General features: G+C 59.9%; 23 protein-coding genes. 12 read left to right on the top strand and 11 right to left on the bottom strand.

Annotated elements, in window-relative coordinates:
- The first annotated feature begins 156 nt into the window (after window positions 1-156).
- From ACMGG9_RS12230 to tyrR, 3 genes are all read left to right on the top strand, one after another.
- Window positions 157-1,554 carry a YcjX family protein gene (locus tag ACMGG9_RS12230; protein ID WP_414162244.1) on the top strand — a complete coding sequence of 466 codons (1,398 nt, stop codon included), beginning with the start codon at window positions 157-159 and terminating at the stop codon, window positions 1,552-1,554.
- Window positions 1,551-2,612: a TIGR01620 family protein gene (locus tag ACMGG9_RS12225; protein ID WP_414162243.1), complete on the top strand. Its 1,062-nt coding sequence runs from the start codon at window positions 1,551-1,553 to the stop codon at window positions 2,610-2,612. Before ACMGG9_RS12230 ends, ACMGG9_RS12225 begins: the two co-directional genes overlap by 4 nt.
- A gap of 313 nt (window positions 2,613-2,925) precedes the next feature.
- Complete coding sequence (gene tyrR / locus ACMGG9_RS12220; protein WP_033643230.1) at window positions 2,926-4,497, top strand: transcriptional regulator TyrR; 1,572 nt, start codon at window positions 2,926-2,928, stop codon at window positions 4,495-4,497.
- A 56-nt stretch (window positions 4,498-4,553) separates the two neighbouring features.
- Here tyrR and tpx read toward each other — a convergent pair whose 3' ends face one another.
- Window positions 4,554-5,057, bottom strand: a complete 504-nt coding sequence (gene tpx / locus ACMGG9_RS12215) for a thiol peroxidase (protein WP_004930536.1) — start codon at window positions 5,055-5,057, stop codon at window positions 4,554-4,556.
- A gap of 225 nt (window positions 5,058-5,282) precedes the next feature.
- Here tpx and ycjG point away from each other — a divergent pair, with 225 nt between their 5' ends.
- Window positions 5,283-6,257 carry an L-Ala-D/L-Glu epimerase gene (gene ycjG, locus ACMGG9_RS12210; protein ID WP_414162242.1) on the top strand — a complete coding sequence of 325 codons (975 nt, stop codon included), beginning with the start codon at window positions 5,283-5,285 and terminating at the stop codon, window positions 6,255-6,257.
- Between the two features lie 3 nt (window positions 6,258-6,260).
- Here ycjG and mpaA read toward each other — a convergent pair whose 3' ends face one another.
- Window positions 6,261-6,968 (bottom strand): murein tripeptide amidase MpaA, encoded by a 708-nt coding sequence (gene mpaA / locus ACMGG9_RS12205; RefSeq protein ID WP_033643228.1) that lies wholly within the window; start codon window positions 6,966-6,968, stop codon window positions 6,261-6,263.
- Window positions 6,969-7,174: 206 nt separating this feature from the next.
- Here mpaA and ACMGG9_RS12200 point away from each other — a divergent pair, with 206 nt between their 5' ends.
- Window positions 7,175-7,525 (top strand): hypothetical protein, encoded by a 351-nt coding sequence (locus ACMGG9_RS12200; protein WP_015378006.1) that lies wholly within the window; start codon window positions 7,175-7,177, stop codon window positions 7,523-7,525.
- 158 nt (window positions 7,526-7,683) lie between these two features.
- Entirely contained in the window at window positions 7,684-9,318 is a 1,635-nt protein-coding gene (locus ACMGG9_RS12195; protein WP_033650282.1) for a peptide ABC transporter substrate-binding protein, read from the top strand.
- 158 nt (window positions 9,319-9,476) lie between these two features.
- Here ACMGG9_RS12195 and ACMGG9_RS12190 read toward each other — a convergent pair whose 3' ends face one another.
- The 3 genes from ACMGG9_RS12190 to ACMGG9_RS12180 all read right to left on the bottom strand — a co-directional run bounded on the left by ACMGG9_RS12190 (window position 9,477) and on the right by ACMGG9_RS12180 (window position 11,652).
- Window positions 9,477-9,725, bottom strand: coding sequence for a hypothetical protein (locus tag ACMGG9_RS12190; RefSeq protein WP_004930507.1), 249 nt, complete (start codon window positions 9,723-9,725; stop codon window positions 9,477-9,479).
- A 194-nt stretch (window positions 9,726-9,919) separates the two neighbouring features.
- Window positions 9,920-10,996, bottom strand: a complete 1,077-nt coding sequence (locus tag ACMGG9_RS12185) for a hypothetical protein (protein WP_414162241.1) — start codon at window positions 10,994-10,996, stop codon at window positions 9,920-9,922.
- Window positions 10,948-11,652, bottom strand: coding sequence for a hypothetical protein (locus tag ACMGG9_RS12180; protein WP_414162240.1), 705 nt, complete (start codon window positions 11,650-11,652; stop codon window positions 10,948-10,950). Before ACMGG9_RS12180 ends, ACMGG9_RS12185 begins: the two co-directional genes overlap by 49 nt.
- 155 nt (window positions 11,653-11,807) lie before the next feature.
- On the opposite strand from ACMGG9_RS12180, the gene zntB reads away from it, so the two are divergent.
- The gene (gene zntB / locus ACMGG9_RS12175; RefSeq protein ID WP_047575040.1) at window positions 11,808-12,791 is read left to right on the top strand and encodes a zinc transporter ZntB; all 984 of its coding nucleotides are present in this window, start codon (window positions 11,808-11,810) and stop codon (window positions 12,789-12,791) included.
- 217 nt (window positions 12,792-13,008) lie between these two features.
- Here zntB and ACMGG9_RS12170 read toward each other — a convergent pair whose 3' ends face one another.
- The 3 genes from ACMGG9_RS12170 to nifJ all read right to left on the bottom strand — a co-directional run bounded on the left by ACMGG9_RS12170 (window position 13,009) and on the right by nifJ (window position 18,256).
- Entirely contained in the window at window positions 13,009-13,407 is a 399-nt protein-coding gene (locus ACMGG9_RS12170; protein ID WP_033643223.1) for a VOC family protein, read from the bottom strand.
- A gap of 147 nt (window positions 13,408-13,554) precedes the next feature.
- Window positions 13,555-14,493, bottom strand: coding sequence for a tRNA 2-thiocytidine(32) synthetase TtcA (gene ttcA, locus ACMGG9_RS12165; RefSeq protein WP_033643222.1), 939 nt, complete (start codon window positions 14,491-14,493; stop codon window positions 13,555-13,557).
- A 229-nt stretch (window positions 14,494-14,722) separates the two neighbouring features.
- On the bottom strand, window positions 14,723-18,256 hold the full coding sequence (gene nifJ, locus ACMGG9_RS12160) for a pyruvate:ferredoxin (flavodoxin) oxidoreductase (RefSeq protein WP_142075620.1): 3,534 nt from the start codon (window positions 18,254-18,256) through the stop codon (window positions 14,723-14,725).
- A gap of 248 nt (window positions 18,257-18,504) precedes the next feature.
- On the opposite strand from nifJ, the gene ssmE reads away from it, so the two are divergent.
- Together ssmE and ACMGG9_RS12150 are read left to right on the top strand one after the other, a co-directional pair.
- Complete coding sequence (ssmE, locus tag ACMGG9_RS12155; protein WP_033632935.1) at window positions 18,505-18,837, top strand: multidrug efflux SMR transporter SsmE; 333 nt, start codon at window positions 18,505-18,507, stop codon at window positions 18,835-18,837.
- Window positions 18,838-19,336: 499 nt separating this feature from the next.
- The gene (locus tag ACMGG9_RS12150; RefSeq protein WP_015377999.1) at window positions 19,337-19,591 is read left to right on the top strand and encodes a DUF333 domain-containing protein; all 255 of its coding nucleotides are present in this window, start codon (window positions 19,337-19,339) and stop codon (window positions 19,589-19,591) included.
- A gap of 29 nt (window positions 19,592-19,620) precedes the next feature.
- On the opposite strand, the gene ACMGG9_RS12145 is transcribed toward ACMGG9_RS12150, so the two are convergent.
- Both ACMGG9_RS12145 and ACMGG9_RS12140 read right to left on the bottom strand, forming a co-directional pair.
- On the bottom strand, window positions 19,621-20,046 hold the full coding sequence (locus ACMGG9_RS12145) for an META domain-containing protein (protein WP_414162239.1): 426 nt from the start codon (window positions 20,044-20,046) through the stop codon (window positions 19,621-19,623).
- Between the two features lie 52 nt (window positions 20,047-20,098).
- Window positions 20,099-21,091 carry a 2-hydroxyacid dehydrogenase gene (locus ACMGG9_RS12140; RefSeq protein ID WP_260048497.1) on the bottom strand — a complete coding sequence of 331 codons (993 nt, stop codon included), beginning with the start codon at window positions 21,089-21,091 and terminating at the stop codon, window positions 20,099-20,101.
- Between the two features lie 443 nt (window positions 21,092-21,534).
- Between ACMGG9_RS12140 and ACMGG9_RS12135 the strand changes: the two genes are divergently transcribed.
- The 3 genes from ACMGG9_RS12135 to ACMGG9_RS12125 are packed head-to-tail and all read left to right on the top strand — an operon-like array spanning window position 21,535 to window position 24,673.
- Entirely contained in the window at window positions 21,535-24,147 is a 2,613-nt protein-coding gene (locus tag ACMGG9_RS12135) for a YdbH family protein (protein WP_414162238.1), read from the top strand.
- Window positions 24,144-24,341: a YnbE family lipoprotein gene (locus ACMGG9_RS12130; RefSeq protein ID WP_025302979.1), complete on the top strand. Its 198-nt coding sequence runs from the start codon at window positions 24,144-24,146 to the stop codon at window positions 24,339-24,341. The genes ACMGG9_RS12135 and ACMGG9_RS12130 overlap by 4 nt, the downstream gene beginning before the upstream one ends.
- Before the next feature lie 8 nt (window positions 24,342-24,349).
- Complete coding sequence (locus tag ACMGG9_RS12125) at window positions 24,350-24,673, top strand: YdbL family protein (RefSeq protein WP_033643218.1); 324 nt, start codon at window positions 24,350-24,352, stop codon at window positions 24,671-24,673.
- Window positions 24,674-24,791: 118 nt separating this feature from the next.
- Here ACMGG9_RS12125 and azoR read toward each other — a convergent pair whose 3' ends face one another.
- Window positions 24,792-25,397, bottom strand: coding sequence for an FMN-dependent NADH-azoreductase (azoR, locus tag ACMGG9_RS12120; RefSeq protein ID WP_015377994.1), 606 nt, complete (start codon window positions 25,395-25,397; stop codon window positions 24,792-24,794).
- Window positions 25,398-25,517 lie beyond the last annotated feature (120 nt).

The raw sequence follows: 25,517 nt of genomic DNA, 5'->3' as shown, positions 1-25,517 counted from the left end.
AAGCGTTGTCGGTTAAGTTGAGAAGGTGGCAATTTTCATCTGTGGCAAATCTCACTCTGCTTATGGCTATAATAGTGAGCATAGGCCATGTGGTTAGCGAAGTGTTACCGTGTAACTGCATGTTTTAGTGAATAAAAGGATGTGACTCCAGGCAAAATGAAACGACTGCAAAATGAGTTAACCTCGCTGGTCAACCGCGGAATGGATCGCCATCTGCGCCTGGCGGTGACCGGCCTGAGCCGCAGCGGCAAAACCGCCTTTATCACCGCCTTCGTCAATCAACTGCTGCATGTGCACAGCGGCGCGCGCATGCCACTGTTTTCACCGGTGCGCGAAGAACGCCTGCTGGGCGTCAAGCGCATCCCGCAGCGCGATCTCGGCATCCAACGTTTCACCTACGACGAAGGGCTGGCGCAGCTGTACGGCGCGCCGCCGGCCTGGCCGACGCCGACGCGCGGCGTCAGCGAAATCCGACTGGCGCTGCGTTACCGCTCCAACGACTCGTTGCTGCGCCATTTCAAAGACACCTCGACGCTGTACCTGGAGATCGTCGATTATCCGGGCGAATGGTTGCTGGATCTGCCGATGCTCGAGCAGGATTACCTGGCCTGGTCGCGGCAGATGACCGGGCTGCTGCAGGGGGAACGCGCCGAATGGGCCAAGCCCTGGCTTGACCTGTGTAAAACCTGCGATCCGCTGGCCCCGGCCGACGAAAATCGCCTGGCGGCGATCGCCCAGGCCTACACCGATTATCTGTTGCGCTGCAAAAGCGAAGGTCTGCATTTCATTCAGCCGGGCCGTTTTGTGCTGCCGGGCGACATGGCCGGCGCACCGGCGCTGCAGTTTTTCCCGTGGCCCGATGTTGCCGCGGCGGGCGAGTCGAAACTGGCGCAGGCCGACAAACACACCAATATCGGCATGCTGCGCGCTCGGTTCAATTATTACTGCCAGTCGATCGTCAAAAACTTCTATAAAGAGCATTTTGTCCGTTTCGATCGGCAAATCGTGCTGGTTGACTGCCTGCAGCCGCTCAACAGCGGCCCGCAGGCGTTCAACGACATGCGCCTGGCGCTGACCCAACTGATGCAGAGTTTCCATTACGGCAAACGCACGCTGTTTCGCCGCTTGTTCTCGCCGACCATCGACAAACTGATGTTCGCCGCCACCAAGGCGGACCACATCACCGCCGATCAGCGCGCCAATCTGGTGTCGTTGCTGCAACAGCTGGTGCAAGAGGCGTGGCAGAACGCGGCGTTCGAAGGCATCAGCATGGATTGCGTCGGCCTGGCCTCGGTGCAGGCGACCGAGAGCGGCATTGTCGATCATCAGGGGCAGCGTATTCCGGCGCTGAAGGGCAATCGCCTCAGCGACGGCGCGCCGCTGACGGTGTTCCCCGGCGAAGTGCCGGCCCGTTTGCCGGGGCCGGCGTTCTGGCAGAGCCAGGGATTTCACTTCGATGAGTTTCGCCCGCGCGCCATGAGCGTGGACAGCCCGTTGCCGCATATCCGTCTGGATGCGGTGATGGAATTTTTACTGGGAGACAAATTGCGATGAGCGAGCCGATCAAACCGCGTATCGATTTTGACGAGCCGTTGCAGCCGCCGCAGGAACCGACGTTGCGCGCCGGCGTCGCTTTCGACGCCGAGCAGGCGGAGAGCTTCTTTCCGGCGGCGCCGGAGCTGCAGCAGGAGGAGGAAGAAGGGCGCGCCGAGGGCATCATCAACGCTGCGCTGAAGCCGAAACGCAGCCTGTGGCGCAAAATGGTCACCGCCGGGCTGGCGCTGTTCGGCGTCAGCGTGGTGGCGCAGGGCGTGCAGTGGGTGCATACCGCCTGGGTGCAGCAGGACTGGATCGCCATGGGCGGCGGCGTGGCCGGCGGCCTGATCGTGTTCGCCGGCGTCGGTTCGGTGGTCACCGAATGGCGGCGTTTGTATCGGCTGCGCCAGCGCGCGGAAGAGCGCGACGTGGCGCGCGAGCTGTTGCACAGCCACGGACTGGGGCAAGGGCGCGAATTCTGCGAGAAACTGGCGCGCCAGGCCGGGCTGGATCAGGGGCATCCGGCGTTGCAGCGTTGGCAGGCCTCGCTGCATGAAACCCAAAATGACCGTGAAGTGGTGGAGCTGTACGCCAAACTGGTGCAGCCGGTGCTCGACAACCAAGCGCGGCGAGAAATCAGCCGCTCCGCCGCCGAATCGACGCTGATGATTGCCGTCAGCCCGTTGGCACTGGTGGATATGGCGTTTATCGCCTGGCGCAACATCCGTTTGATTAACCGCATCGCCGCGTTGTATGGCATCGAACTGGGCTACTTCAGCCGCATTCGTTTGTTCCGGTTGGTGCTGCTCAACATCGCCTTTGCCGGCGCCTCCGAACTGGTGCGCGAAGTGGGCATGGACTGGATGTCGCAGGATCTGGCGGCGCGGCTGTCGGCGCGCGCGGCGCAGGGCATCGGCGCCGGGTTGTTGACCGCGCGGCTGGGCATCAAGGCGATGGAACTGTGTCGCCCGCTGCCGTGGCTGGAAGGGGAAAAACCGAAGCTTGGCGATTTCCGCAGCCAGCTGATCGGCCAATTGAAAGACACGCTGAAAAAGAGTGACGGCAAGACCAAATAACCCCGCGACGGCGCTCCTGGCAGCGCCGTTATTTCACCGGCGCCAACGCCGGACGTAATCGAGACTTGACGATAGTCGATCCCCCTGTGATTGCGTGATAAATATCTGCAAAATTAAATCTGTCTGTGATAACTCTCTGTTCGTGGGCTAAAATGACGCCGATGCTGTTATTCGCTTGCGTTTAAAATCAGCAACCACGGCAATAAATCAGAGTTCTGTCAACTTTTGCTGACAGATCGCTTCTACCGCCCGGTGCGAGGGAGTATCATCATCGCTAACGATCCCCGCACCTGCAGAGATAAGGCCAACACTGATGCGTTTGGAAGTATTTTGCGAAGACCGCCTCGGTCTCACTCGAGAATTACTCGATCTTTTGGTATCGCGCAGCATTGATTTACGTGGCATCGAGATCGATCCCATCGGCCGCATTTACCTCAATTTCTCCCAGCTGGACTTCGATACTTTCCGCGCGCTGATGGCGGAGATCCGCCGCATCGCCGGCGTGACCGACGTGCGCACCGTCAGCTTTATGCCTTCCGAACGCGAGCATCGCGCGCTGCGTGCGCTGCTGGAGTCGATGCCGGAGCCGGTGTTCTCTATCGACATGAAGGGCAAGGTCGAGCTGGCCAATCCGGCGGCGCTGGCGTTGTTCAGCCTGAACGAAGACAAGATCCGCAACCAGACCGCCGGGGCGTTGATCGGCGGCTATAACTTCAGCCGCTGGCTGGAGAGTGAGCATACGGCGCCGCACTCAGAACGGGTGGTGATCCGCAGCCAGGACTTCCTGATGGACATTACGCCTATCTATCTGGAGGACGAACAGCAACAGCCGGCTGCGGTCGGCGCGGTGGTGATGTTGAAGTCCACCGCGCGCATGGGCCGCCAACTGCAAAATCTGTCGGTGAACGACGATACCGAATTCGATCACATCGTCGCGGTGAGCGCCAAGATGCGTCACGTGCTGGAGCAGGCGCGCAAACTGGCGATGCTCGATGCGCCGCTGCTGATCGTGGGCGATACCGGCACCGGCAAGGATATTCTGGCTCGCGCCTGCCACCTGCGCAGCCCGCGCGGCAAACAGCCGTTCCTGGCGCTGAACTGCGCCGCGCTGCCGGATGACGTGGTGGAGAGCGAGCTGTTCGGCCATGCGCCGGGCGCTTATCCCAACGCGCTGGAAGGCAAAAAGGGCTTCTTCGAGCAGGCCAACGGCGGTTCGGTGCTGCTGGATGAGATTGGCGAAATGTCGCCGCGCATGCAGACCAAACTGTTGCGTTTTCTCAATGACGGCACGTTCCGCCGGGTCGGCGAAGAGCATGAGGTGCACGTCGACGTGCGCGTGATCTGCGCCACCCAGAAGAACCTGACCGAGCTGGTGCAGCGCGGCGAATTCCGCGAAGACCTCTATTATCGCCTCAACGTGCTGACCATCACCATTCCGCCGCTGCGCGAACGTCCGCAGGACATCATGCCGCTGACCGAGCTGTTCGTGGCGCGCTTCGCCGATGAGCAGGGCGTGGCGCGGCCTAAGCTGGCGAACGATCTGGGCAGCTTCCTCAGCAAATACGGCTGGCCGGGTAACGTGCGCCAGCTGAAAAACGCCATCTACCGCGCGCTGACGCAAACCGAAGGCTACGAACTGCGGCCGCAGGATATCGTGTTGCCGGAGTTCGAGGTGGAGATGTCGCTGGGCGACGAGGTGCTGGACGGTTCGCTGGACGACATCAGCAAGCGTTTCGAACGCTCGGTGCTGACGCGCCTGTATCGCACCTATCCCAGCACCCGCAAGCTGGCGAAGCGGTTGGGCGTTTCCCATACCGCCATCGCCAACAAGCTGCGCGAGTATGGCCTGAGCAGCCGCAAAGGCGGCGCTGAGGGCGAAGAATAAAAAAGGCGCCTTGCGGCGCCTTCCCGTGTATCCAAAGCCGGTGTTCGCCGGCTTTATTATTTCAGCGCTGCCAGCGCCGCGTCGTAATCCGGCTCGGTGGTGATTTCGTTCACCAGCTCGCTGTACAGCACGTTGTCCTGGCCATCCAGCACCACGACCGCACGCGCGGTCAGACCCGCCAATGGACCTTCGGCGATTTCAACGCCGTACGCCTGTTTGAACTCGGCGCCGCGCAGGGTGGACAGCGTGACCACGTTGCTCAGGCCTTCCGCGCCGCAGAAACGAGACTGGGCGAACGGCAGATCGGCGGAGATGCACAGCACCACGGTGTTATCCAGGCCGCTGGCCAACTGGTTGAATTTACGCACCGACGTCGCGCAGACGCCGGTATCGATGCTTGGGAAGATGTTCAGGACTTTGCGTTTACCCGCGAAGCTGCTCAGCGCTACGTCTGACAGGTCTTTGGCAACCAGCGAGAAGGCCTTGGCCTGTTCGCCCTGCTGTGGCAGTTTGCCCGCTACGCTGACCGGATTGCCTTGAAAATGTACTGTCTGAGTCATTGCTAGATTCCTTTTACAGGTGTTTATACAAAGGGTATGAACCTGATAAAACGGCGCGCCGGCGACGGCTGTTAACATCAGGTTCACACCCTGACGCCAGTTTATGACAAGCGGGGCGGATTGGATATCAAAGTTTGCTAAATAGTTGTATATATTAGGCTGTTCTATAAAACATCACCGGCGCATCAGCCTGCCTGGATGCGCAGTTTTCGCTCAGGAGCCGTTATGAGAGACATGCGTTTTTACCCGGAAGCCTGGCCGCTGCACACCGCCTTCGTGATCGCGCGCGGCAGCCGCACCGAAGCCCGGGTGGTGGTGGTCGAAATCGAACAGCAGGGCGTGCGCGGCGTCGGCGAATGCACGCCGTATCCGCGCTATGGCGAGAGCGAGGAATCGGTGATGACGCAGCTGGCTGAGATGGCGCCGGCGATCGCGCAGGGCATCACCCGCGAGCAGCTACTGACGCAGATGCCGGCGGGCGCGGCCCGCAACGCGCTGGACTCGGCGCTGTGGGATTTGGAGTGTGGTCTGCACGGGCAGAGCCTGTGGCAGCGCAGCGGCGTGACGGCGCCGGCGCAGATCCGCATGGCGCAGACCGTCAGCATCGGTACGCCGGAAGCGATGGCCTTCGCCGCGCGTGAGCTGGAGCAGCAGGGCGCCACGCTGCTGAAGATTAAACTCGACGATCACTATATCAGCGAGCGGCTGGTGGCGATCCGCGCCGCGGTGCCGCAGACGACGCTGATTGTCGATGCCAATGAATCCTGGCAGGCGGAAGGGCTGGCGGCACGCTGCCAGCTGTTGGCCGATCTCGGCGTAGCGATGCTGGAGCAGCCGCTGCCGGCCGGTGACGACGCCGCATTGGAACACTTTATTCATCCGCTGCCGATCTGCGCCGATGAGAGCTGCCACACCCGCGCCGATCTGCCGCGGTTGGCGCAACGCTATCAGATGGTCAACATCAAACTGGACAAAACCGGCGGCTTGACCGAGGCGCTGGCGCTGGCGCAGGCCGCGCGCGAACAGGGATTCGCCATCATGCTCGGCTGCATGTTGTGCACGTCGCGGGCGATATCCGCCGCCTTGCCGCTGGCGCCGGCGGCGCGCTTCGTCGATCTGGACGGCCCGACCTGGCTGGCGCGGGACGTCGAACCGGGTCTGGCGTTCGAATGCGGGGCGATCGTCGATCTCGCCCCGTAGGGATTAATTCGGGTAGGTCAGCAGTTCGGTCATGGCGTCGATGTAGCGCTCGCTGGCGGCATCGGCGGAGATCGGCGGGAATTCGGCGGTGATGCACGGCAGCGACAGATCCGCGCACCAACTGCCGAACGAACCGGGCGTTTCATAGCCGACGCTGGTCACCAGCGGCAGCTCGAACTTGTGCGACAGCCAAACGCCGAGCCGCGAGCTGGCGGGATCTTCGATGCAGGCCAGCGGCTCATGGAACGACACCACCCAATGCGGCTTCAGGCGATGGATCAGATGACACAGCGCCTGGGTTTCCGGTTCGGAGCCGGGGCGCCCGCCGGTGGAGAGCCTGACGTCGCGCACCGGCGCCGCGCTGTTCCAGCGATAGACGGTGTCGCCGGAGCGCCAGTTGGCGGCCGGGAAGTTGCGGTTCAGATCGACGCCGTTGGCATTGGCGCGCAGCCCCAGCTGACAGCCGTCGGGGTTGACCGCCAGCACCACGTGGTGGCGCAACTGTTCGGGGGCGATGCTGCGCAGCGCGCAGGACAGGGTTACGATGGCGGCGCTCTCATCGCCGTGGGTGCCGGCGATGATCAGCCCGGTTTCCGGGCCGCTGACCGCCGCCGGGAAATAGAGCAGCGGCGCGCCCAGCAGCGAGCTGCCGTAGTTCTCTCCTGCGACGGCCAACTGGCCACGTTCACTGCGCGGTCGATGTTCGGTCATGGTGTTGTCCCTGAGTTAAAGGCCGAGAGTCATTGTCATTTTATTCAGTGTATTACGCTTTGAGACATCTTTCCCATCGCAATTGTGCGGCGTTTGCGCGATCTGTGATGCGGTAGCGGCGAAAACGCCAATTAAACCGCACCTGGCCTGAGGCTGTTGTTATACTAACGGCAGAGCTAAGCCAATCACCCGCAAGAGGATTTAACATGCCAGTAGCCAGAATCATCGCCAGCTATAGCGAAAATGAAAATGACACCATCACGCTGCTGTGCGGCGTAGACGCTGAAAACCAGATCCGTCAGGGGGAATGGTTCGGCGTGGTGAAAAATGACGACGGGCGCGGGGACGAATCGAACTATCCGTTCACCCTGCATATCGATTACCAGAAAGATGCCTTCTATCTCGACTACGGCTACGACGACGCGGATGCGCGTCAGCTGCAAAAAACCGATATCTCGGCCCGTCCGCTGGCTGAGAAAGGCTTTTTCACCGTGTTCGATGAAGAAGAGGGTGAAGAGTTCAGCTACCGCATCAACAGCATCCACCTGTACGACTGACGGTCGCTGCCGTAATCCCACCCGTGCCGCCCTGCGCCGCACGGGTTTTTTATCGCCTGAATCGCACTTTTTGCAACTTCTCGCCCGCGGGCTCTAGGCCGGATGGATCTTGTGCTATATGATAAAAAATTCAGATGGTTAACGGGGGACAAATCATAATGACGGGAAAAAAAATGCAACGGGGTTTTCGTTTGGCGCTCTGCGCGGCGGCGATCGGCGCCTGTATGAGCAGCGCCATGGCGGCGCAGGTTCCCCCGGGCACCGCGCTGGCGGACAAACAGGAAATCGTGCGCCACATTAAAGACGAACCGGCCTCGCTCGATCCGATCAAAGCGGTTGGCTTGCCGGAGGCTCAGCTGGCGCGCGATCTGTTCGAAGGGCTGGTCAATCAGGACGCCAACGGCAAAGTGATCCCCGGCGTCGCCACCCGCTGGCAGACCAGCGACAATCAGACTTATATTTTCCATCTGCGTAAAGACGCGCGTTGGTCAAACGGTGACCCTGTCACGGCAAAAGACTTCGTTTACAGCTGGCAGCGGCTGGTAGAACCGAAAAATCTGTCGCCGTTCGCCTGGTTCGCGCAACTGGCGGGGATCCAGAACGCCGAGCAGATCATCAGCGGCAAACTGCCGGCCGATCGCTTGGGCGTATCGGCGCCGGATGACTACACGCTCAAGGTGCAGTTGGACAAGCCGGTGCCGTACTTCGTCAGCCTGACGGCCAACTTCAGCCTGTTCCCGGTGAACAAGGCGGTGGTGGAAAAATACGGCAATGACTGGACCAAGGTCGGCAATCTGGTGGGCAACGGCGCGTTCAAACTGCAGGAGCGGGTGGTGAACGAGAAGCTGGTGCTGACGCCTAATGACCATTACTGGGATCATGCGCGCACCGTGCTGACCAAAGTGACCTTCGTGCCGATCAACCAGGAATCCAACGCCACCAAGCGTTACCTGGCGGGTGACATCGACATCACCGAATCCTTCCCGAAAAACATGTATCAGAAGCTGCTGAAAGACATCCCGGGGCAGGTGTACACCCCGGATCAGCTCGGCACCTATTATTACGCGTTCAACACCCAGCGTGCGCCGACCAACGACGTGCGGGTGCGTCAGGCCTTGTCCTACGCCATCGATCGCAAGATTATCGCGGAGAAAGTGTTGGGCACCGGTGAAAAACCGGCTTATCACTTCACGCCGGACGTCACCGCCGGGTTCAAACCCGAGGCGAGTTTGCTGCAACAGCAGCCGCAGGCGGAGCTGGACGCACAGGCCAAGGCCTTGCTGCAGGCGGCCGGTTACGGCCCGAACAACCCGCTGAAGCTGACGCTGCTGTATAACACTTCCGAGAGCCACCAGAAAATCGCCATCGCCGTGGCCTCGATGTGGAAGAAAAAGCTGGGGATTGACGTCAAGTTGCAAAACCAAGAGTGGAAAACTTACATCGACAGCCGCAATACCGGCAATTTCGATGTGATCCGCGCCTCCTGGGTGGGTGACTATAACGAGGCGTCGACCTTCCTGTCGCTGCTGACCTCCACCCACAGCGGCAATATCGCCAAGTTCAAGAACGCGGACTACGACAAGCTGCTGGCGCAGGCGGGGCGGGAAACCAACCCGGCGGCGGTGACTGCCGATTACAACAAGATGGAACAGATCATTGCCGATCAGGCGCCAATCGCGCCGATATACCAATACACCAACGGCCGCCTGATCAAACCGTGGGTAAAAGGCTACCCGATCACCAATCCGGAAGACGTGGCCTATAGCCAAACGATGTATATCATCAAACACTGAGTGGGCTTATTTATCGCCCCCGCGCAATGCGGGGGCGTTATTTTCTCGACGGCGAAACCACGAGGCTAATTAATTTTTCCACGCGATAAACCCCGTTTAATAATAAACAGGGTTGCCATCATCACATTAATATTGTCTATTTCAGAGAGCGGTTACGCTTACAGACAGTCCCGCATGGCGTCCACCACTACGCGGCCACTCATATCGGTCTGAGTAATGCGGTAGCTGGTGGGATAAGAACGACGGGTACTGAAACGATCGTGGACGGAGACCTTGCCAATCTGCAGGCCGGCGGCGTTTTTCACCACAAACTCACTGATCTCTTCCTGGCCCTGGTTTTGCAAATGGATATTGCTGATTTTTTCCAGCGTATCGCTGGCGTTTATTTTTAAATGGTCGCGTAACATAACTACCTCCTCGTAGTGAGAAAAGTATATGCCCCTAAAATTTGCGCTGAAACAGCTTTGTGTTGATTTATTATTATCATTTTGAATTAAAATTGATAGCAATATGTTAAGTCATAATAATAACGGCATTACCAGCGCTTTATCGGCGATATTGTCTGATTTATCGGCAATGGTTTATTTCAATGCCGTTATTATTAGTCTGCATTAATGGAGAACAGCGCTTGCCTGGCCGCCTGCGCGGGAAAGACGCAGGCGACGTTGTGTCCGCAGCTGGGAACGAGGGTTAACCGATGCGGCTTCTCCGGCGCCAGATAGCGCCGGTCATAGTCGGCATAGGCCAGGGCGCGCTGCAACCGGTAGGGGCCCTGCAGCTGGGCGGCGCAGGATTTGTCGAGTATCCGATAGTAGGCGCCCGGCGCGGTGCCGGTATCACCGTCTGCGGCCAGGTAGGTGATATCCGCCGCCGCATAGCGCCGGCGGGCTGCGTCGGCGGTGCGCTGCAGGTGAGCAGGAAGCGCTTCCGGACCATATTTCCACTGGTTAGCCTGTGGGCACTGGCCGGCGTCCAGCGTTTGCCAGCGGAAGCGACAGGTTTTTTCACTGCCACAGCGCTCCGGACGCAGGTTGTCAAAATAGAGCCAGCTGCCCGGATCGGCGACGACATAGCGCAGACGCACTCCGTCCGGCGGGTCGGCGAAGCCGACATAATGCTGCACGAATTGGGCGCCGGCGGAGAAACCGGCGACGGTGATCGACTGCAACGACGGCCAGCGCCGTTTCAGATCGGCCAGCAGGTTATCCATGGCGTTGAACGAGCCGGTTTTCCCGCCATTATCCAAACCGCCTTCGATCCAGGAGCCGCAGTGCCACAGGGCGTCCCCCTCTTGCGGCGCCGGTAGCCCGGCGGAACGGCAGCGGGCGGCAAGCGTCTCCGGCACCTGGAACAGCGGGGCGACCAGCAAGCTGTTGTCTCCCGCTCCCTGCGCGGCGTCGATCGCCGCTTGCAATGTCTTGGCGACATCGCGCGGGTGGCCGTGCATCACCACCAGCGCGGTGCGCGGCTGGGGGGAGTGAGCGTGCGCGACAAAATAAGGCAGTGAACCCGCCGCCGTCGGCGCGTGATAGGGCGTGGCGAGGCGTTCTAACACCGGCTCTGCACGCGCCGATTGGCCGAACAGCAGCAGGGCGGCCATTGCGATGCAGCGCAGGCGGCGCATTCTCGTCAGGTTCGGCGCAGCGCAGCGCGCAGCTGTCTCAGGACTTCCCGGCATAGTTGTTCCTCACGCGCTCGTTGATAGTAGCGATAAAAGGCGCGTTCCGAACTGAGGTTGCCCGCGCGTGCCAGCTGCCTGAAGGTCAGGTATGCCAGGCTGAACATAATGATAATAAATAATAAACCGGGGAACAGCAGCTGCCAGCCGTCGGTGATGCGCGCATTAGGCAGATAGCGGAGTGAATAGGGCGTAATCAATACCCCTAACTGCTGCAGTCCCCATTGAGTCAAAGCAGGGAAAAGCACCAGCAACGTAACGAACACCAAATACAGCAAGAAATAGCGACAGGAAAGCAAGAAACGCTTGAACGCGTTATTGGCGCTTGGCCGCAAAACGAAGCCTGCGGGCGTGGCGCGCAAGATTTGCTGACGGCCACCGGTGAAACGATAGCGTTCCAGTGCCGCTACGCTATCCGGCAATGCCAGCAGCAGCTGCAGCGTAACAAGGCCGGCGCTGCGGTTGCCGATATAGTCGCGAAACCGCAACAGACGTATGGGGGCGCTTTGGGGCTTCTCGACGGATTCGAGCAGGTTTAACAGCTTATCGTGGTTTTCCCGCCGAATGCGAAAAGGCGTTTTGACCACGGCGATAAACAGCGTAATGACGGTCGGTAGGACGATTTTCAAGATATCTGCGGTGCTGATTTGTAACATGCGAGTTTCCTCTCGGGCTGTCTTGCGTTCCTGGCAGCAGAAGTATAGACCACGCTTATGGGACAACATGAAAACTGGCGTTACAGCTTGGTCTTTGATCTCCAAGGCGTTAACGCTAGACTCAGCAACATAAGCAAGACTGAGGGGATAAATGAATGGATGTGATTGAGGGGAGCGAGCTGCAGGTCGCCGACGCGGTTTACGCCTACCAGCTGGATGGCAAGGGCGGCGTCACGCCGATCGAGCAGGATGACAAGATCACCTGCGACGCGCCTTGCTGGCTGCATCTTGATTACGCGCACCCGGCCAGCGCCGAATGGCTGAGCACCACGCCGCTGCTGCCGGACTCGGTGCGCGAAGCGCTCTCCGGCGAAAGCTCACGGCCGCGCGTCAGCCGCCAGGGCGAAGGCACCATGATCACGCTGCGCAGCATCAACTTTAACGCCAACTCACGGCCGGACCAGTTGGTCACCATTCGCGTGTACATCACCGATAAACTGATTATCTCCACGCGGCACCGCAAGGTGTATTCCATCGATCAGGTGGTGAACGATTTGCAAAGCGGCGCGGGGCCGACCAACAGCGGCAACTGGCTGGTGGAGATTTCCGATGCGTTGACCGATCACACCAGCGAATTCATTGAGGATCTGCACGACAAGATTATCGATCTGGAGGACGCCTTGCTGGAACAGCAGGTGCCGGAGCGTGGCCAGCTGGCGTTGATCCGTAAACAGCTTATCGTGCTGCGCCGTTACATGGCGCCGCAGCGTGACGTTTTCGCACGGCTGGCCAGCGACCGCCTGCCGTGGATGAGCGACGACGATCGCCGCCGCATGCAGGACATCGCGGATCGCCTGGGGCGCGGGTTGGACGATCTGGACGGCAGCATCGCGCGCACCGCCATCTTGTCCGACGAAATTACCACGGTGATGGCCGACGCGATGAACCGCCGCACTTACACCATGTCGCTGTTGGCGATGGTATTTCTGCCGACCACCTTCCTGACCGGGCTGTTTGGCGTCAACCTTGGCGGCATACCGGGCGGCGGCAACCCCTTCGGTTTCGCGGCATTTTGCCTGATGCTGGTCGGGTTGGTGCTTGGCGTCGCCTGGTGGCTGAAGCGCAGCCGCTGGCTGTAGGCGAAAATGACGAAAACCCGGTTAACATTGAGCAAAATCAACATTTAGCCGGGGGAAATGGGGCATGATCTCTCTCGCAGGTGAATGCAACGTCAAGCGATGGGCGTTGCGCTCCATAATTGTCTTACTTTCTTATTTTTGAATTACTGCATAGCACATTTGATTCGTACAATGCCGGTTTAATCACCGGCATTTTTTTATTCGATTTCTCTCTTACTCAGGCCGCGCTTTCATCCCAGAAGCTGGCTTCAATCTTATGCCCATCCAAATCACGGACAAAGCAGCCGTAGTAAGCCTCACCGTAATGCGGCCGCGAACCGGGCGCGCCTTCATCGACGGCGCCGGCCAGCAGCGCCTGGCGATGGAATTCATCCACCTGTTGCTTGCTGGTCGCGAAAAAACCGACGTGCGTGCCGTTGCCGGGTGAAGCGGGCTGGCCGTCGATCGGCACCTGCAGCCAGAACTCCGGGTAGTCGCGGCCATAACCGATTGCGCCGGGATGCTCCAGCACCCGTCGGCAACCCAAGGCGGCCAGCGTGCGATCGTAAAAGGCCGCGGCGGCGACGAAATCGTTCGAGCCCAGCGAGACGTGGGACAGGCAGGGGGTGATATTCATTGCGCGATCTCCATATGACTGTATAAATGCACAGTATAGGGTAAAAACGGCATCGCCCAGCAAATTATGCGCAAACTGTGAACAGGATCGAGATCGTCGAGAGAGGGAAAAGGTCGCCGCTCGCAGGGTGGCGAGCGGCGAGGGGACTTATTTGATTTCCAGCACGTCCAAACGCGCCGGCGCAGGCGCCGCGTCGTCCGAATCTTCCGGCTGCCAGCCGACCGGCTGCATCGGAATGTCTTCGCGATCGAAGGCCAAATCGCCGCCGTCCACCACCGCGCTGCCGTGGTGAATGCCTTTGAAATCAAACAGATTGATATCGCTCAGGTGCGAAGGCACCACGTTTTGCATGGCGCTGAACATGGTTTCCAGCCGGCCTGGGTAACGTTTGTCCCAGTCGCGCAGCATGTCGCCGATCACCTGGCGCTGCAAATTAGGCTGAGAGCCGCACAGATTGCATGGAATGATCGGGAACGCTTTGGCGATCGAGAAACGCTCGATGTCTTTTTCGCGGCAATAGGCCAGCGGGCGAATGACCACGTGCTTGCCGTCGTCGCTCATCAGTTTGGGCGGCATGCCTTTCATCTTGCCGCCGTAGAACATGTTGAGGAACAGCGTCTGCAGAATATCGTCGCGGTGGTGGCCCAGCGCGATCTTGGTGGCGCCCAGTTCGGTGGCGGTGCGATACAGAATGCCGCGGCGCAGGCGCGAGCACAGTGAACAGGTGGTTTTGCCTTCCGGGATCTTGTCTTTAACGATGCTGTAGGTGTTTTCTTCGACGATCTTGTACTCCACCCCCAAGCCTTCCAGGTAGGCAGGCAGAATATGCTCAGGGAAGCCGGGCTGTTTCTGGTCGAGATTCACCGCCACCAGCGAGAAATTGATCGGCGCACTCTGCTGCAGATTGCGCAGGATCTCCAGCATGGTGTAGCTGTCTTTGCCGCCGGACAGACAGACCATGATGCGGTCGCCTTCTTCAATCATATTGAAATCGGCGATCGCTTCGCCCACGTTGCGGCGCAGGCGCTTTTGCAATTTGTTCAGGTTGTACTGCTCTTTTTGGCTAACGGATTGCTTTTCTGACATTTAAATCGTGCTCATTCTCAATGGGGGGCACTAGGGGCATGGCGTTGTAGACCGCGAGTTTACCATTCAACCGGCCGATTTTGATCATTATTCATCATCCAGCTTCCACGCGCCCGACGCGAGGCCTGTATGGTACGGATTGCGCGCAGGAATGCCAGCAGGTTTTATTGCTACGCCTTACGTCAACGGTAAAAGATCAGGGCGCGAATCGCTCGCGCCCTGAGGGAGGTTACTCAGCGGCGGACTTTTCCGCCTTGCCGGCCAGCAGGCTGAGGAAATCGTATTTCTCCTTCAGCTCTTTCTCGGCGGCCTGATACAGCGCGCTGGCCACCTCCGGCTGCTGCGCGTTCAGGCGGCGGAAACGCTGTTCTTTCAGCAGCGTTTCCGACAGGTTGCTGTTCGGCGGCCGCGAATCCAACGCCAATGCGGCCTTGCCCTCGGCGCTGCGGCGCGGATCGAAGCGGTACAGCGGCCAGAAGCCGGTGGCGGTCAGCTGTTTCATCTGATCGTGGCTGAGCGCCAGATCGTAACCGTGCTCTTCGCACGGGCTGTAGGCGATGATCAGCGATGGCCCCGGATAGGCCTCGGCCTCCTGAATCGCTTTCACCGTCTGGTTGAGCTGCGCCCCCAGCGAGATCTGCGCAACGTAAACATGGCCGTACATCATCATGCTGACGCCCAGATCCTTGCGCGCCTTGCGCTTGCCGTGCTCGCCGAATTTGGTCACCGCGCCGAGCGGCGTCGCCTTCGACTGCTGGCCGCCGGTGTTGGAGTAGCATTGGGTGTCGAGCACCAGCACGTTGACGTTCTCCGTCAGGCTGAGGACGTGATCCAAACCGCCGAAGCCGATGTCGTAGGCCCAGCCGTCACCGCCGATCAGCCAGATGGATTTATCCACCAGATAGTCGGCGTCGGTCGCCAGCTGGCGCGCATCTTCACCTTCAATACTCGCCAGCAGCGCGCGCAGTTCGGCGATTTGCTTGCGGCGCGGCTCCGGCGCCACGTCTTCCATCTGCAGGGCATTGACCAACTGCTCCGGCAGCTGCGGCGCCAGCGAATTCAGCAGGCGCAGCACCCGCGCGCGATGTTGATCGACCGTCAAACGGAAGCCCAGGCCGAATTCGGCGTTGTCTTCGAACAGCGAGTTGGCCCATGCCGGCCCGCGCCCTTCAGCGTTGGTGGTGTACGGCGTGGTCGGCAGGTTGCCGCCGTAGATCGACGAACAGCCGGTGGCGTTGGCGATCAACAATCGGTCGCCATAGAGCTGGGTCAACAGCTTGATGTACGGCGTTTCGCCGCAGCCGGAGCAGGCGCCGGAGTACTCGAACAGCGGCGTGATCAGCTGCGAGGTGCGAATGTCGATGCGTTCCAACTGCGCCGTATCGATTTCCGGCAGCTGCAGGAAGAAATCGTAGTTGTCTTTTTCCGCCGTCAGATTATCGAGGCGTGAAGCCATATTGATGGCCTTGATCTCCGGGTTCTGGCGATCTTTCGCCGGGCAGACCTCGACGCACAGGTTACAGCCGGTGCAATCCTCCGGCGCCACTTGCAGCACGTATTTTTGCCCGCGCATATCGCGCGCTTTGACATCCAGCGACTGCAGGGAGGCGGGGGCGTGTTCCATCTCCGCCGGCTGCACGACCTTGGCGCGAATGGCGGAGTGCGGACAGGCGGCGACGCAATGGTTGCACTGGGTGCACAGGTCGGGCTGCCAGACCGGGATCGCTTCGGCGATGTTGCGCTTTTCCCACTGGGTGGTGCCCACCGGCCAGGTGCCGTCCGGCGGGAAGGCGGAAACCGGCAGCGCATCGCCCAGTCCGGCCAACATCGCGGCGGTAACGGTTTTGACGAAGTCAGGCGCGGCGTCCGAGACCACCGGCGGGCGCATCGGGCTGCTGTCGTCGACCGGCTGCAGCGGGATTTCAATCAGCGCGCCGCGGGTGCCGCCCAGCGCCTGCCAGTTGCGCTCGACGATCTCCTGGCCTTTGCTGCTGTAGCTGCGGGCGATGGCGTCCTGCAGCTGTTGCAGCGCCACGTCGCTCGGCAGGATCTGCGTCAGATGGAAAAACGCCATCTGCATGACGGTGTTGATGCGCGCGCCGAGCCGGCATTCACGCGCCAGCTTGGCGGCGTTGATGATGTAGAAACGCGCCTGGCGTTGATGCAACAGCGCCTGCACCTCCTGCGGCAGGCGCGACCAGACTTCGTCGGCGCCGTAAGGGGTATTGAGCAGGAAGGTGCCGCCGGGTTTGAGGCGCTCAACCATCTGGTACTTATCGATAAACTGCAGCTGGTGGCAGCCGACGAAATCCGCCTGGCTGACCAGATAGGCCGAATTGATCGGCTGCTCGCTGACGCGCAGGTGCGAGACCGTCAGGCCGCCGGCCTTTTTGGAGTCGTAGACGAAATAGCCCTGCGCATACAGCGGCGTGGCGTTGCCGATGATTTTGATGTTGTTCTTGGTGGCCGAGACCGAGCCGTCGCTGCCCAAACCGTAGAATAGCGCTTCCAGCGAGGCGCGCTGCGGCAGGATTTCGTCGCTCAGCGGCAGCGAAAGGCCGGTGACGTCATCGAAGATGCCGACGGTGAAGCGCGGGCGCGGCTGCGGCTGGGCCAGCTCGCGAAACACCGCCAGCGCGCAGTCCGGGCCGAACTCCTTCGACGACAGGCCGTAACGGCCGCCGATCACTCGCGGCAGCGTGGCGCGCTCGCCCCGGCTGTAGGCTTCCGCCAGCGCGGTCATCACGTCCAGATACAGCGGCTCGGCCAGCGCGCCCGGTTCTTTGGTGCGATCGAGCACCGCGACGCTGCGCACGCTGTCCGGCAGCGCGCCGAGCAGGTGTTTGGCGGAGAACGGCCGGAACAGCCGCACTTTCAGCACGCCGACTTTTTCGCCGCGGGTCAGCAGGGTGTCGATCACCTCTTCGCAGGTGCCGGCGGCGGAGCCCATCACCACCACCACGCGTTCGGCCTGCGGGTGGCCGTAATAGTCGAACGGCCGGTAGTGGCGGCCGGTGAGGGCGGCGAAGGCCTCCATGGCGTCGATCACGTGCTGGTCGGCGGCGTCATACCAAGGGTTGGTGGCCTCGCGCGACTGGAAATAGGTGTCAGGGTTGGCGGAAGTGCCGCGCACCACCGGATGATCCGGCGACAGCGCCCGGCGGCGGTGGGCGTCGATCGCCGCCTGCGGCAGCATGTGCCGCAACGTATCGTCGCTGAGCGGTACGATTTTATTGATCTCGTGCGAGGTGCGGAACCCGTCGAAAAAGTGGATGAACGGCAGGCGCGCGTTGAGGCTGGCGGTCTGCGAGATCAGCGCGAAATCCTGCGCTTCCTGCACGCTGCCGGCGCACAGCATGGCGCAGCCGGTCTGGCGCACCGCCATCACGTCAGAGTGATCGCCGAAGATTGACAGCGCGTGCGTGGCCACGGTGCGCGCGGCGACGTGCAGCACAAACGGCGTCAGCTCGCCGGCCAGTTTGTACAGCGTCGGGATCATCAGCAGCAGACCCTGCGATGAGGTGAACGAGGTGGACAGCGCGCCGGTCTGCAAGGCGCCGTGCACGGTGGCGATCGCGCCGCCCTCCGACTGCATTTCCACCACTCGCGGGATATCACCCCAGATGTTTTGCCGGCCATCGCCGGACCAGGCGTCCGCCTGCTCCGCCATGGTGGAACTTGGCGTGATAGGGTAGATGGCAATCACTTCGTTGGTGCGATAGGCCACGGAAGCGACTGCATTATTACCATCTGTAGTTATCATCGACATTACCTTTTCATTGCTCACAAAGCCGCGAAAGCGCACTTTCGCAGTAATGGAAAAAAGTCTAACAGAGGGTTTGAACGCGGCTTTATCGCGTTTGTGTGGCGGGCGATAAATCGGCAAGCGTATCCGGCATCGCTATTTGCATCGCCGGTTGAGATCACTTCAATAAATTGTTTTCGCCGTTTAAAGACAATTTATTTCCGGCGCGTCATAATTGCGCATCGGTAAACTGACAGAAGAAAACCATGAGCGGATTTATGTATTTGACGATGGCGATAGTCGCGGAAGTGATCGCCACCACCATGTTGAAAGCCTCTGAGGGCTTTACCCGTCTGTGGCCGTCGCTGCTGGTGGTGCTGGGCTACGGCGTGGCGTTTTGGGGGCTGTCGATGGTGGTCAAGAGCATGCCGCTGGGCATTGTGTATGCGATTTGGTCGGGCATGGGGATCGTGCTGGTGTCGGTCGCGGCGGTATTCGTTTATCAGCAAAAATTGGATTGGCCGGCGATTGTCGGCATGGGATTAATTATTGCCGGCGTGCTGGTAATTAATTTACTGTCGAAAGCCTCTGTGCACTGAATGTTATTTTGATGTAAAAAAAGCCGGCGTGACAGCAAGTCGCGCCGGTTGAAGAATTCAGCCATCATTCACTGAAAATAGTGGAATGCTAATTAGTTAGCGCCGTCAGCATAGACGCAAATATCATCCTCTCCGGTAGCAAAAAATGCGCCGTCACGCCGAAAGCACGCGGGGTTAATTAATACCGATATCATGCGAAGAAACCCCGTCGCCGGCAACGGTGACGTTATCACTTTCTCTCTGCGGCCGGGGCGGGCGGTGGGGGCCGCTGTCACGTTTAACCTCCCGCAATGGGGGCGGAAATATTCTGCAAACAAAATAAATGTCCGGCCGGCGCAAAAAAACCACAAATAATGGCCGGAATATATTTTCATTATTTATATATCGAGCTAGATTAAACAAGTTTGCATCAAAGATAGCGAAACGTGTCCGCCAAGTGACGCGCGTTATCGGCAATGGCGATTTTACACAGCGCAGTTCCGGGTTCAGGAGTGGGATAATGACGACATCAAAATGGCTGCTTGCCAGCGCCGTGCTGCTTTTAGCCGCCTGCAGCAGCAACAACGAAGAGCCAGTACAGCAGGGCAACAGTGCCAGAATCAATACGTTGCAGACCAGCGCCGGTTGCGCGGCGGTCGGCGGCGTCACCACCATCGCGCACAACTTGAACGGTGAAGCGTTGCGCATGTGCCAGATGCCGAACGGCAAACAGTGTGAGGAACGCACGCTGGGCCTGGGCAGCTGCGCCGGGTAAGCCCACGGCGCCAGGCCTGGCGTCCAGAATCAATATACCCAGTCGCGCAGGGCATAAACCAGCGTGTGGCCGCTGCCGTTGAGCGTCAACTGCTGCGCGCTCAGCGTCACTTCGGCGCCGTTTTCCAGCACGGTGCCGATCACCCGATCCCAGCGATTGCGCTGCTCATCAGGGCACAGCCTGCGCGTCGAGGACAACGGTTTTACCGTCAGTACGCCGTCGCGTAATTGCCCCTGGCCGAAAAAGCGGTTGCACATCGCGCCGGACACATGCAGTTTCTCGCCGAACTCCAGATTGAGCAGGACGCCGCCCGTTGGGGATTTTGCCGCTTCGCCATCGACGCTCTGCAACACGAAATTATGATGCGTCAGATCGCCGGGCGTAACGGTCGCGGGTGGTTTCATGCTGCATCCCCCCAAGACCAGCGCCGCAAGGGCGGCCATCGTTGTTCTCATCGTCGCGCTCTCAAATAAACAGAGCGCCGCAAGGGGCGCCCCGAGATGCCATTTACGCGTTCAACTGGTTCGGGCAGGCTTCGCCGCGATCCAACTGGCTGATGTTCTGCAGCGTGGTTTGTGAAATGCTGGTCAGCGCCTCTTCGGTCAGGAAAGCCTGATGGCCGGTGAACAGCACGTTGTGGCAGGCCGACAGGCGGCGGAACACGTCATCCTGAATCACGTCGTTAGACTTGTCTTCAAAGAACAGATCGCGTTCGTTCTCGTAGACGTCCATCCCGAGCGCGCCGATTTTTTGCTGCTTCAACGCGTCGATGGCGGCGGTAGAGTCGATCAGCGCGCCGCGGCTGGTGTTGATCACCATTACGCCGTTTTTCATCATCGCGAAGGCGTCGGCATTCAGCAGATGGTGGTTTTCCGGCGTCAGCGGGCAGTGCAGGGTGATTACGTCGGATTGCGCGTACAGCGTTTTCAGGTCGACATACTCTGCGCCCAGTGCCAGCGCCTGTTCGCTGGGGAACGGATCGTAAGCCAGCAGCTTCATGCCGAAGCCTTTGAGAATGCGCATCGTCGCCACGCCGATTTTACCGGTGCCGATCACGCCGGCGGTGCGATTGTGCATGTTAAAGCCGATCAGCCCTTCGAGAGAGAAATTGGCGTCGCGGGTGCGTTGATATGCGCGGTGAATACGGCGGTTCAGGCACATCATCATGCCTACCGCGTGTTCCGCCACGGCTTCCGGCGAGTAGGCCGGCACGCGCACTACCTTGATGCCCAGCGCTTTGGCGGCGTCCAGATCGACGTTATTAAAACCGGCGCAGCGCAGGGCGAGAATTTCGACGCCCAGCGCCGCCAGTTCTTCGAGCACTTCACGGCTACCGTCGTCGTTGACGAAGATACACACCGCCTTGCAACCGGCGGCCGTTTTGGCGGTTTTTTTACTGAGTAAAAAGTCGAAGAATTCCAGCTCATAGCCAAACTGCTGATTCACCAGTTCGAGATATTTACGGTCATACTGTTTGGTGCTGTATATCGCCAATTTCATCGTGGTTTCTCCACCGTGATTTTGTGATCAATTTAACAGATTTTAGTAAATTCGACAATTGGTTAGCCACGCTGCAAGGCTGCTGTGGGCTGGCGGCGGTGAAGGGAAGGCGACGGTGAGGCGGGCGACAAAAAAATCCCCACGGGGGTGTGGGGAATGGCTTCTCTAGTACACAGTTAGCTAGCAGCTAAACTTTTATTAGAATGCTTGCAAGACTATTAATCATCAACGGTAACAACAATAACAAAAGTCTGAAAACTGTCCTATTTATGTGATGTATATGTAACGAAAATCTACAACTCCGCGCGCGCTTGCGCCAAAAGGGTGCAAATCGTCTCTGCGACCGCGCTCAGCTTCACCCTATGTCAAATTCGTGCCATCATTATTGTCAATTCAGGCATAGACTTAACCAATGCCTAACACAGGAACGAAGCAATCATTTAATGACCAGGCGATTGAAAGTATTCATAGGGACGGTGGCGGGCTGCGCAATCCTGGTGCTGGCGTTGTGGCAAACCTTGCCGCGCTGGCTGCCGGGGGTGTTATCGCATTGGTTGCCGGCGGGAAGCCGACTGGAGTTGCAGGGCAAATTGCATTGGCGCCAGGGCGGCCTGACGTTGGCGGGGGCGCGTTTCACCGCGCAAGATTGTCTGCTGGCCAGCGTCGGGCCGACGCGGCTGGCTTATCGGCAAGGCCGCTGGCAGTTGTCGAGCGATAAGGTCAGCGTCGATAGCGCCTGTTTGTCAAAACTGCCGGGCGGCGACGCCAACAGCGCGCCGCTTGCGCTCGATCAACTGCAGCGGCAGCTGCCGCCGCTGGATCTCACCATTCATGACCTCACGCTCATTCCCTGGCAGCGTTATGCCGGGAAGCTGCAGCTTTCCTCCGGCTCTTACGGGCAACGTCTGCATTATCGGGGGCCGAATATCAGCGCCGAGGCGCAGCTGGATGAAAAACAACAGCTGACGTTGCACAGCCTGACCGTCATTCCGCCCAACAGCGCGCAACCGCTGCGCCTCGCCGGCAAGATAACCCTCCCGCTGGATCTGGCCAGCCTGCCGACGCAGGGCGCGCTGCAGGGTGAAATGCAGACGGCCTATCTGGAAAAACCGGTTTTGCTGGATATGCGCTGGCAACAGCAGCAGGGCGTGTTGACGGTGAGCGAGAAAGGCGACGATCGGCCGCTGGCGGTGCTGCCGTGGGAAGTGACCCCGCAGCGGGTCAGCATCAAGCAGGGCGAGTGGCGTTGGCCCTACAGCGGACAGCCGTTGAACGGCGGCCTCAGCATCGCGCTGCACGACTGGAGCAAGGGACTGGATGAAACGGAGATCAGCGCGCGGCTGAACGTGATCACGGCCGGCCACAACGGCAAGGGCAATGCGGTGCTGACGCTTGGGCCGGGCAAGGTGGGGCTGACCGACAGCGATCTGCGGTTCCAACTGACCGGCCAGGCCAATCTGGCCGACTTCTCCGCTACCGCGTCGATCCCGGGCGTGCTCGGCGGCAGCATTCTCAACCCGACGCTGGTTCTGCAGCCGGGTTCGTTGCTGCGTCTGTGGGGCAAGGTGACGCCGGAAATGACGCTGGAAGAGGCGCGTTTGCCGCTGGCGGGCGTGAAGGTGACCGCCGCCGGTATTACCGGCCGCCTGCAGGCGATTTTGAGCGCCAGCGACAGTTACTGGGGCCGCTTCAAGCTGCATCTGGACGGCCAGGCGCAGGATTTCTGGCCGGACAAGGGCCACTGGCAATGGCGCTACTGGGGCAATGGCCGTTTGCCGCCGCTGCAGGCCGCCTGGGACGTGGCCGGCAGCGGCAGCTGGCGCGACAGCGAGTTGGTGCTCGATAAACTCTCCACCGGCTTCGATAAGTTGAAGTACGGCCTGGTGACGGTCGCCGCGCCGCGCTTGAGCCTCAACCAGCCGCTGCGCTGGCGGCGTGATGAACAAAGCCCGCAGTTCAACGGTGAGCTGCAGCTGGCGGCGGATAAGGTCAGCTTCAGCGATGGCGGTTATCTGCCGGCGCCGGTGCTGGCGCTGCAGGTGAACGGCCGTTCGCCGGACAGTTTCCAGATGCAGGGCAAGCTGCAGGCGCAACAGATCGGTCCGATCGCGCTGCGCGGCCGTTGGGACGGCGAACGTCTGCGCGGCGAAGGCTGGTGGCCGAAACAGTCGCTGAAGGTCTTCCAACCGCTGCTGGCGCCGGATCTCAATCTCACGCTGCGCGACGGCGAGTTTTACGCGCAGTCGGCGTTTTCCGCCGCCCGCGAACAAGGGTTCGAGGCCGGTGGCCACTGGGTGGTGAAAAACGGCGGCATGTGGCTGAAGGACGGGGAGATGAGCGGCCTGGATTTCATCCTGTCGTACCGGTTCAAGCAGCATCACTGGCAATTGGGAGCTAAACAGCCGGTATCGCTGCGCATCAAGTCTTTCACCAACCTGTTCGAGATGCAGAACATTTCCGCCGATTTGCAGGGCACCTATCCTTATAGCGAAGGGCAGCCGCTGACGTTGAGCAACGTCGGCGTGGACATGCTCAACGGGCATATCAGCCTGTCGGCGCTGCGGTTGCCGCAGCATGACGCCGCAGTGCTGAAGCTGGACAAGGTCGATCTCAGCGCGCTGTTTACCGCGCTGAAACCGAAGCAGTTCGCCATGTCCGGCCGCGTCGACGGCGAGTTGCCGCTGTTCCTGAACCATCCGAAGTGGCTGGTGCAAAACGGCTGGATCGCCAACGCCGGCACGTTGACGCTGCGCCTGGACAAAGACATGGCCGACGCCATCGGCAGCAACAACCTGGCGACCGGCGCGGCGATCGACTGGCTGCGCTACATGGAAATCAACCGTTCGCATGCCCGGGTCGATCTCGACAACCTGGGCGAGCTGACGCTGAGCGCGCGCATCGACGGCATCAACCCGCAGAAAAGCGCCAAGCGCGAGGTGATCCTGAACTATCGCCATCAGGAAAACGTGTTTCAGCTGTGGCGCAGTTTGCGCTTCGGCGACAATTTACAGGAGTGGCTGGAGCAGGCCCTCTCACAACCTGGGGAGCAACAATGAAAATCATGAGTGTGTCGACGCTGGCAGCGGTGCTGTGCGTTTCGCTGCTGAGCGGCTGCGTGCCGCGCATCGAGGTGGCGACGCCTAAGGATCCGATCACCATCAATATGAACGTCAAGATCGAACATGAAATTCATATCAAGGTGGATAAGGACGTCGAAAACCTGCTGAAAACCCAAAGCGGTCTGTTCTAGGAGCCGACATGAAAAAACGTTATTTGTGGTTGGCCGGCGCCGCCTGGCTGTTCAGCGGCCTGGCGATGGCGCTGACGCTGGATGAGGCGAAGCAGCAAGGGCGGGTGGGGGAAACCCTGAGCGGCTACATCGCGCCGGTGCAGCAGGACGCCGAAACTTTGGCGCTGGTGAAGCGCATCAACGCCGGCCGCGCCGAGAAGTATCAGGAAGTGGCGGACGGCAACCATATCGCCGTCGATGAAGTGGCGCGCATGGCCGGCCAAAAGCTGGTGACGCGGGCGCAGAGCGGCGAGTATGTGCGCGGCATCAACGGCCAGTGGCTGAAGAAGTAAAAAAAGCGCGCCGTCTGGCGCGCTGAATGATACGGATAGATGATTATTATGAGGGTAGTGCAGGTTTGACAAGGCTTGCCTCTTGTCCGGCAGGGGCATAGCGCCCCTGCGCAGTCTCTTACGCGGCAACCACCTGAGACAGGGCCGCTTTGGCGTCTTCCTGTGCTTTGGTCGCCACTTCCGGACCGTAGGCGATGCCTTCCGCGAAGACGAACTCTACATCGGTGATGCCGATGAAGCCCAGGAACAGACGCAGGTAAGGTTCCACCAGGTCGGTTGGGGTGCCTTTATGAATGCCGCCGCGGCTGGTCAGGATCACGGCGCGTTTGTTTTTCACCAGGCCTTCCGGACCGTTTTCGGTGTAACGGAAAGTCACGCCGGCGCGGGCGACCAGATCGAAATAGTTTTTCAGCTGGGTCGGGATGTTGAAGTTGTACATCGGTGCGGCGATCACGATGACGTCATTGGCCTGCAGCTCGGCGATCAGTTCGTCCGACAGGGCCAGCGCTTCTTGTTGACGCGGAGTCAACGGAGCATCGGAAGGACGCAGCGCGCCAACCAGCTCGCCGTCCAGCACCGGGATTGGCTGTGCGGCCAGATCGCGCACGGTGATGGTGTCGCCGCTGTGGGCGTTGCTCCATTGCTCTACGAAGAAATCGGCCAGTTGGTTAGACTGAGAGTAGGTCGCCAGGATGCTTGATTTCAGAACCAATACGTTGCTCATCGATAATTCCTTACGTTGTGACAGTGACATCAGGACTCAGCGTCCCTTGCATGAACTACATGCTATTCACATTCCCCCAACAGTGATAGCGCAATATTTCGAGATCTTCGTTCGATTTTA

The organism is Serratia sp. BNK-10, assembly GCF_047456065.1.
GTDB classification, from domain to species: Bacteria; Pseudomonadota; Gammaproteobacteria; order Enterobacterales; family Enterobacteriaceae; genus Serratia; species Serratia ureilytica.
Note: the sequence above shows the minus strand (reverse complement) of the source record. Positions and strands in the feature narration are given on the sequence as shown.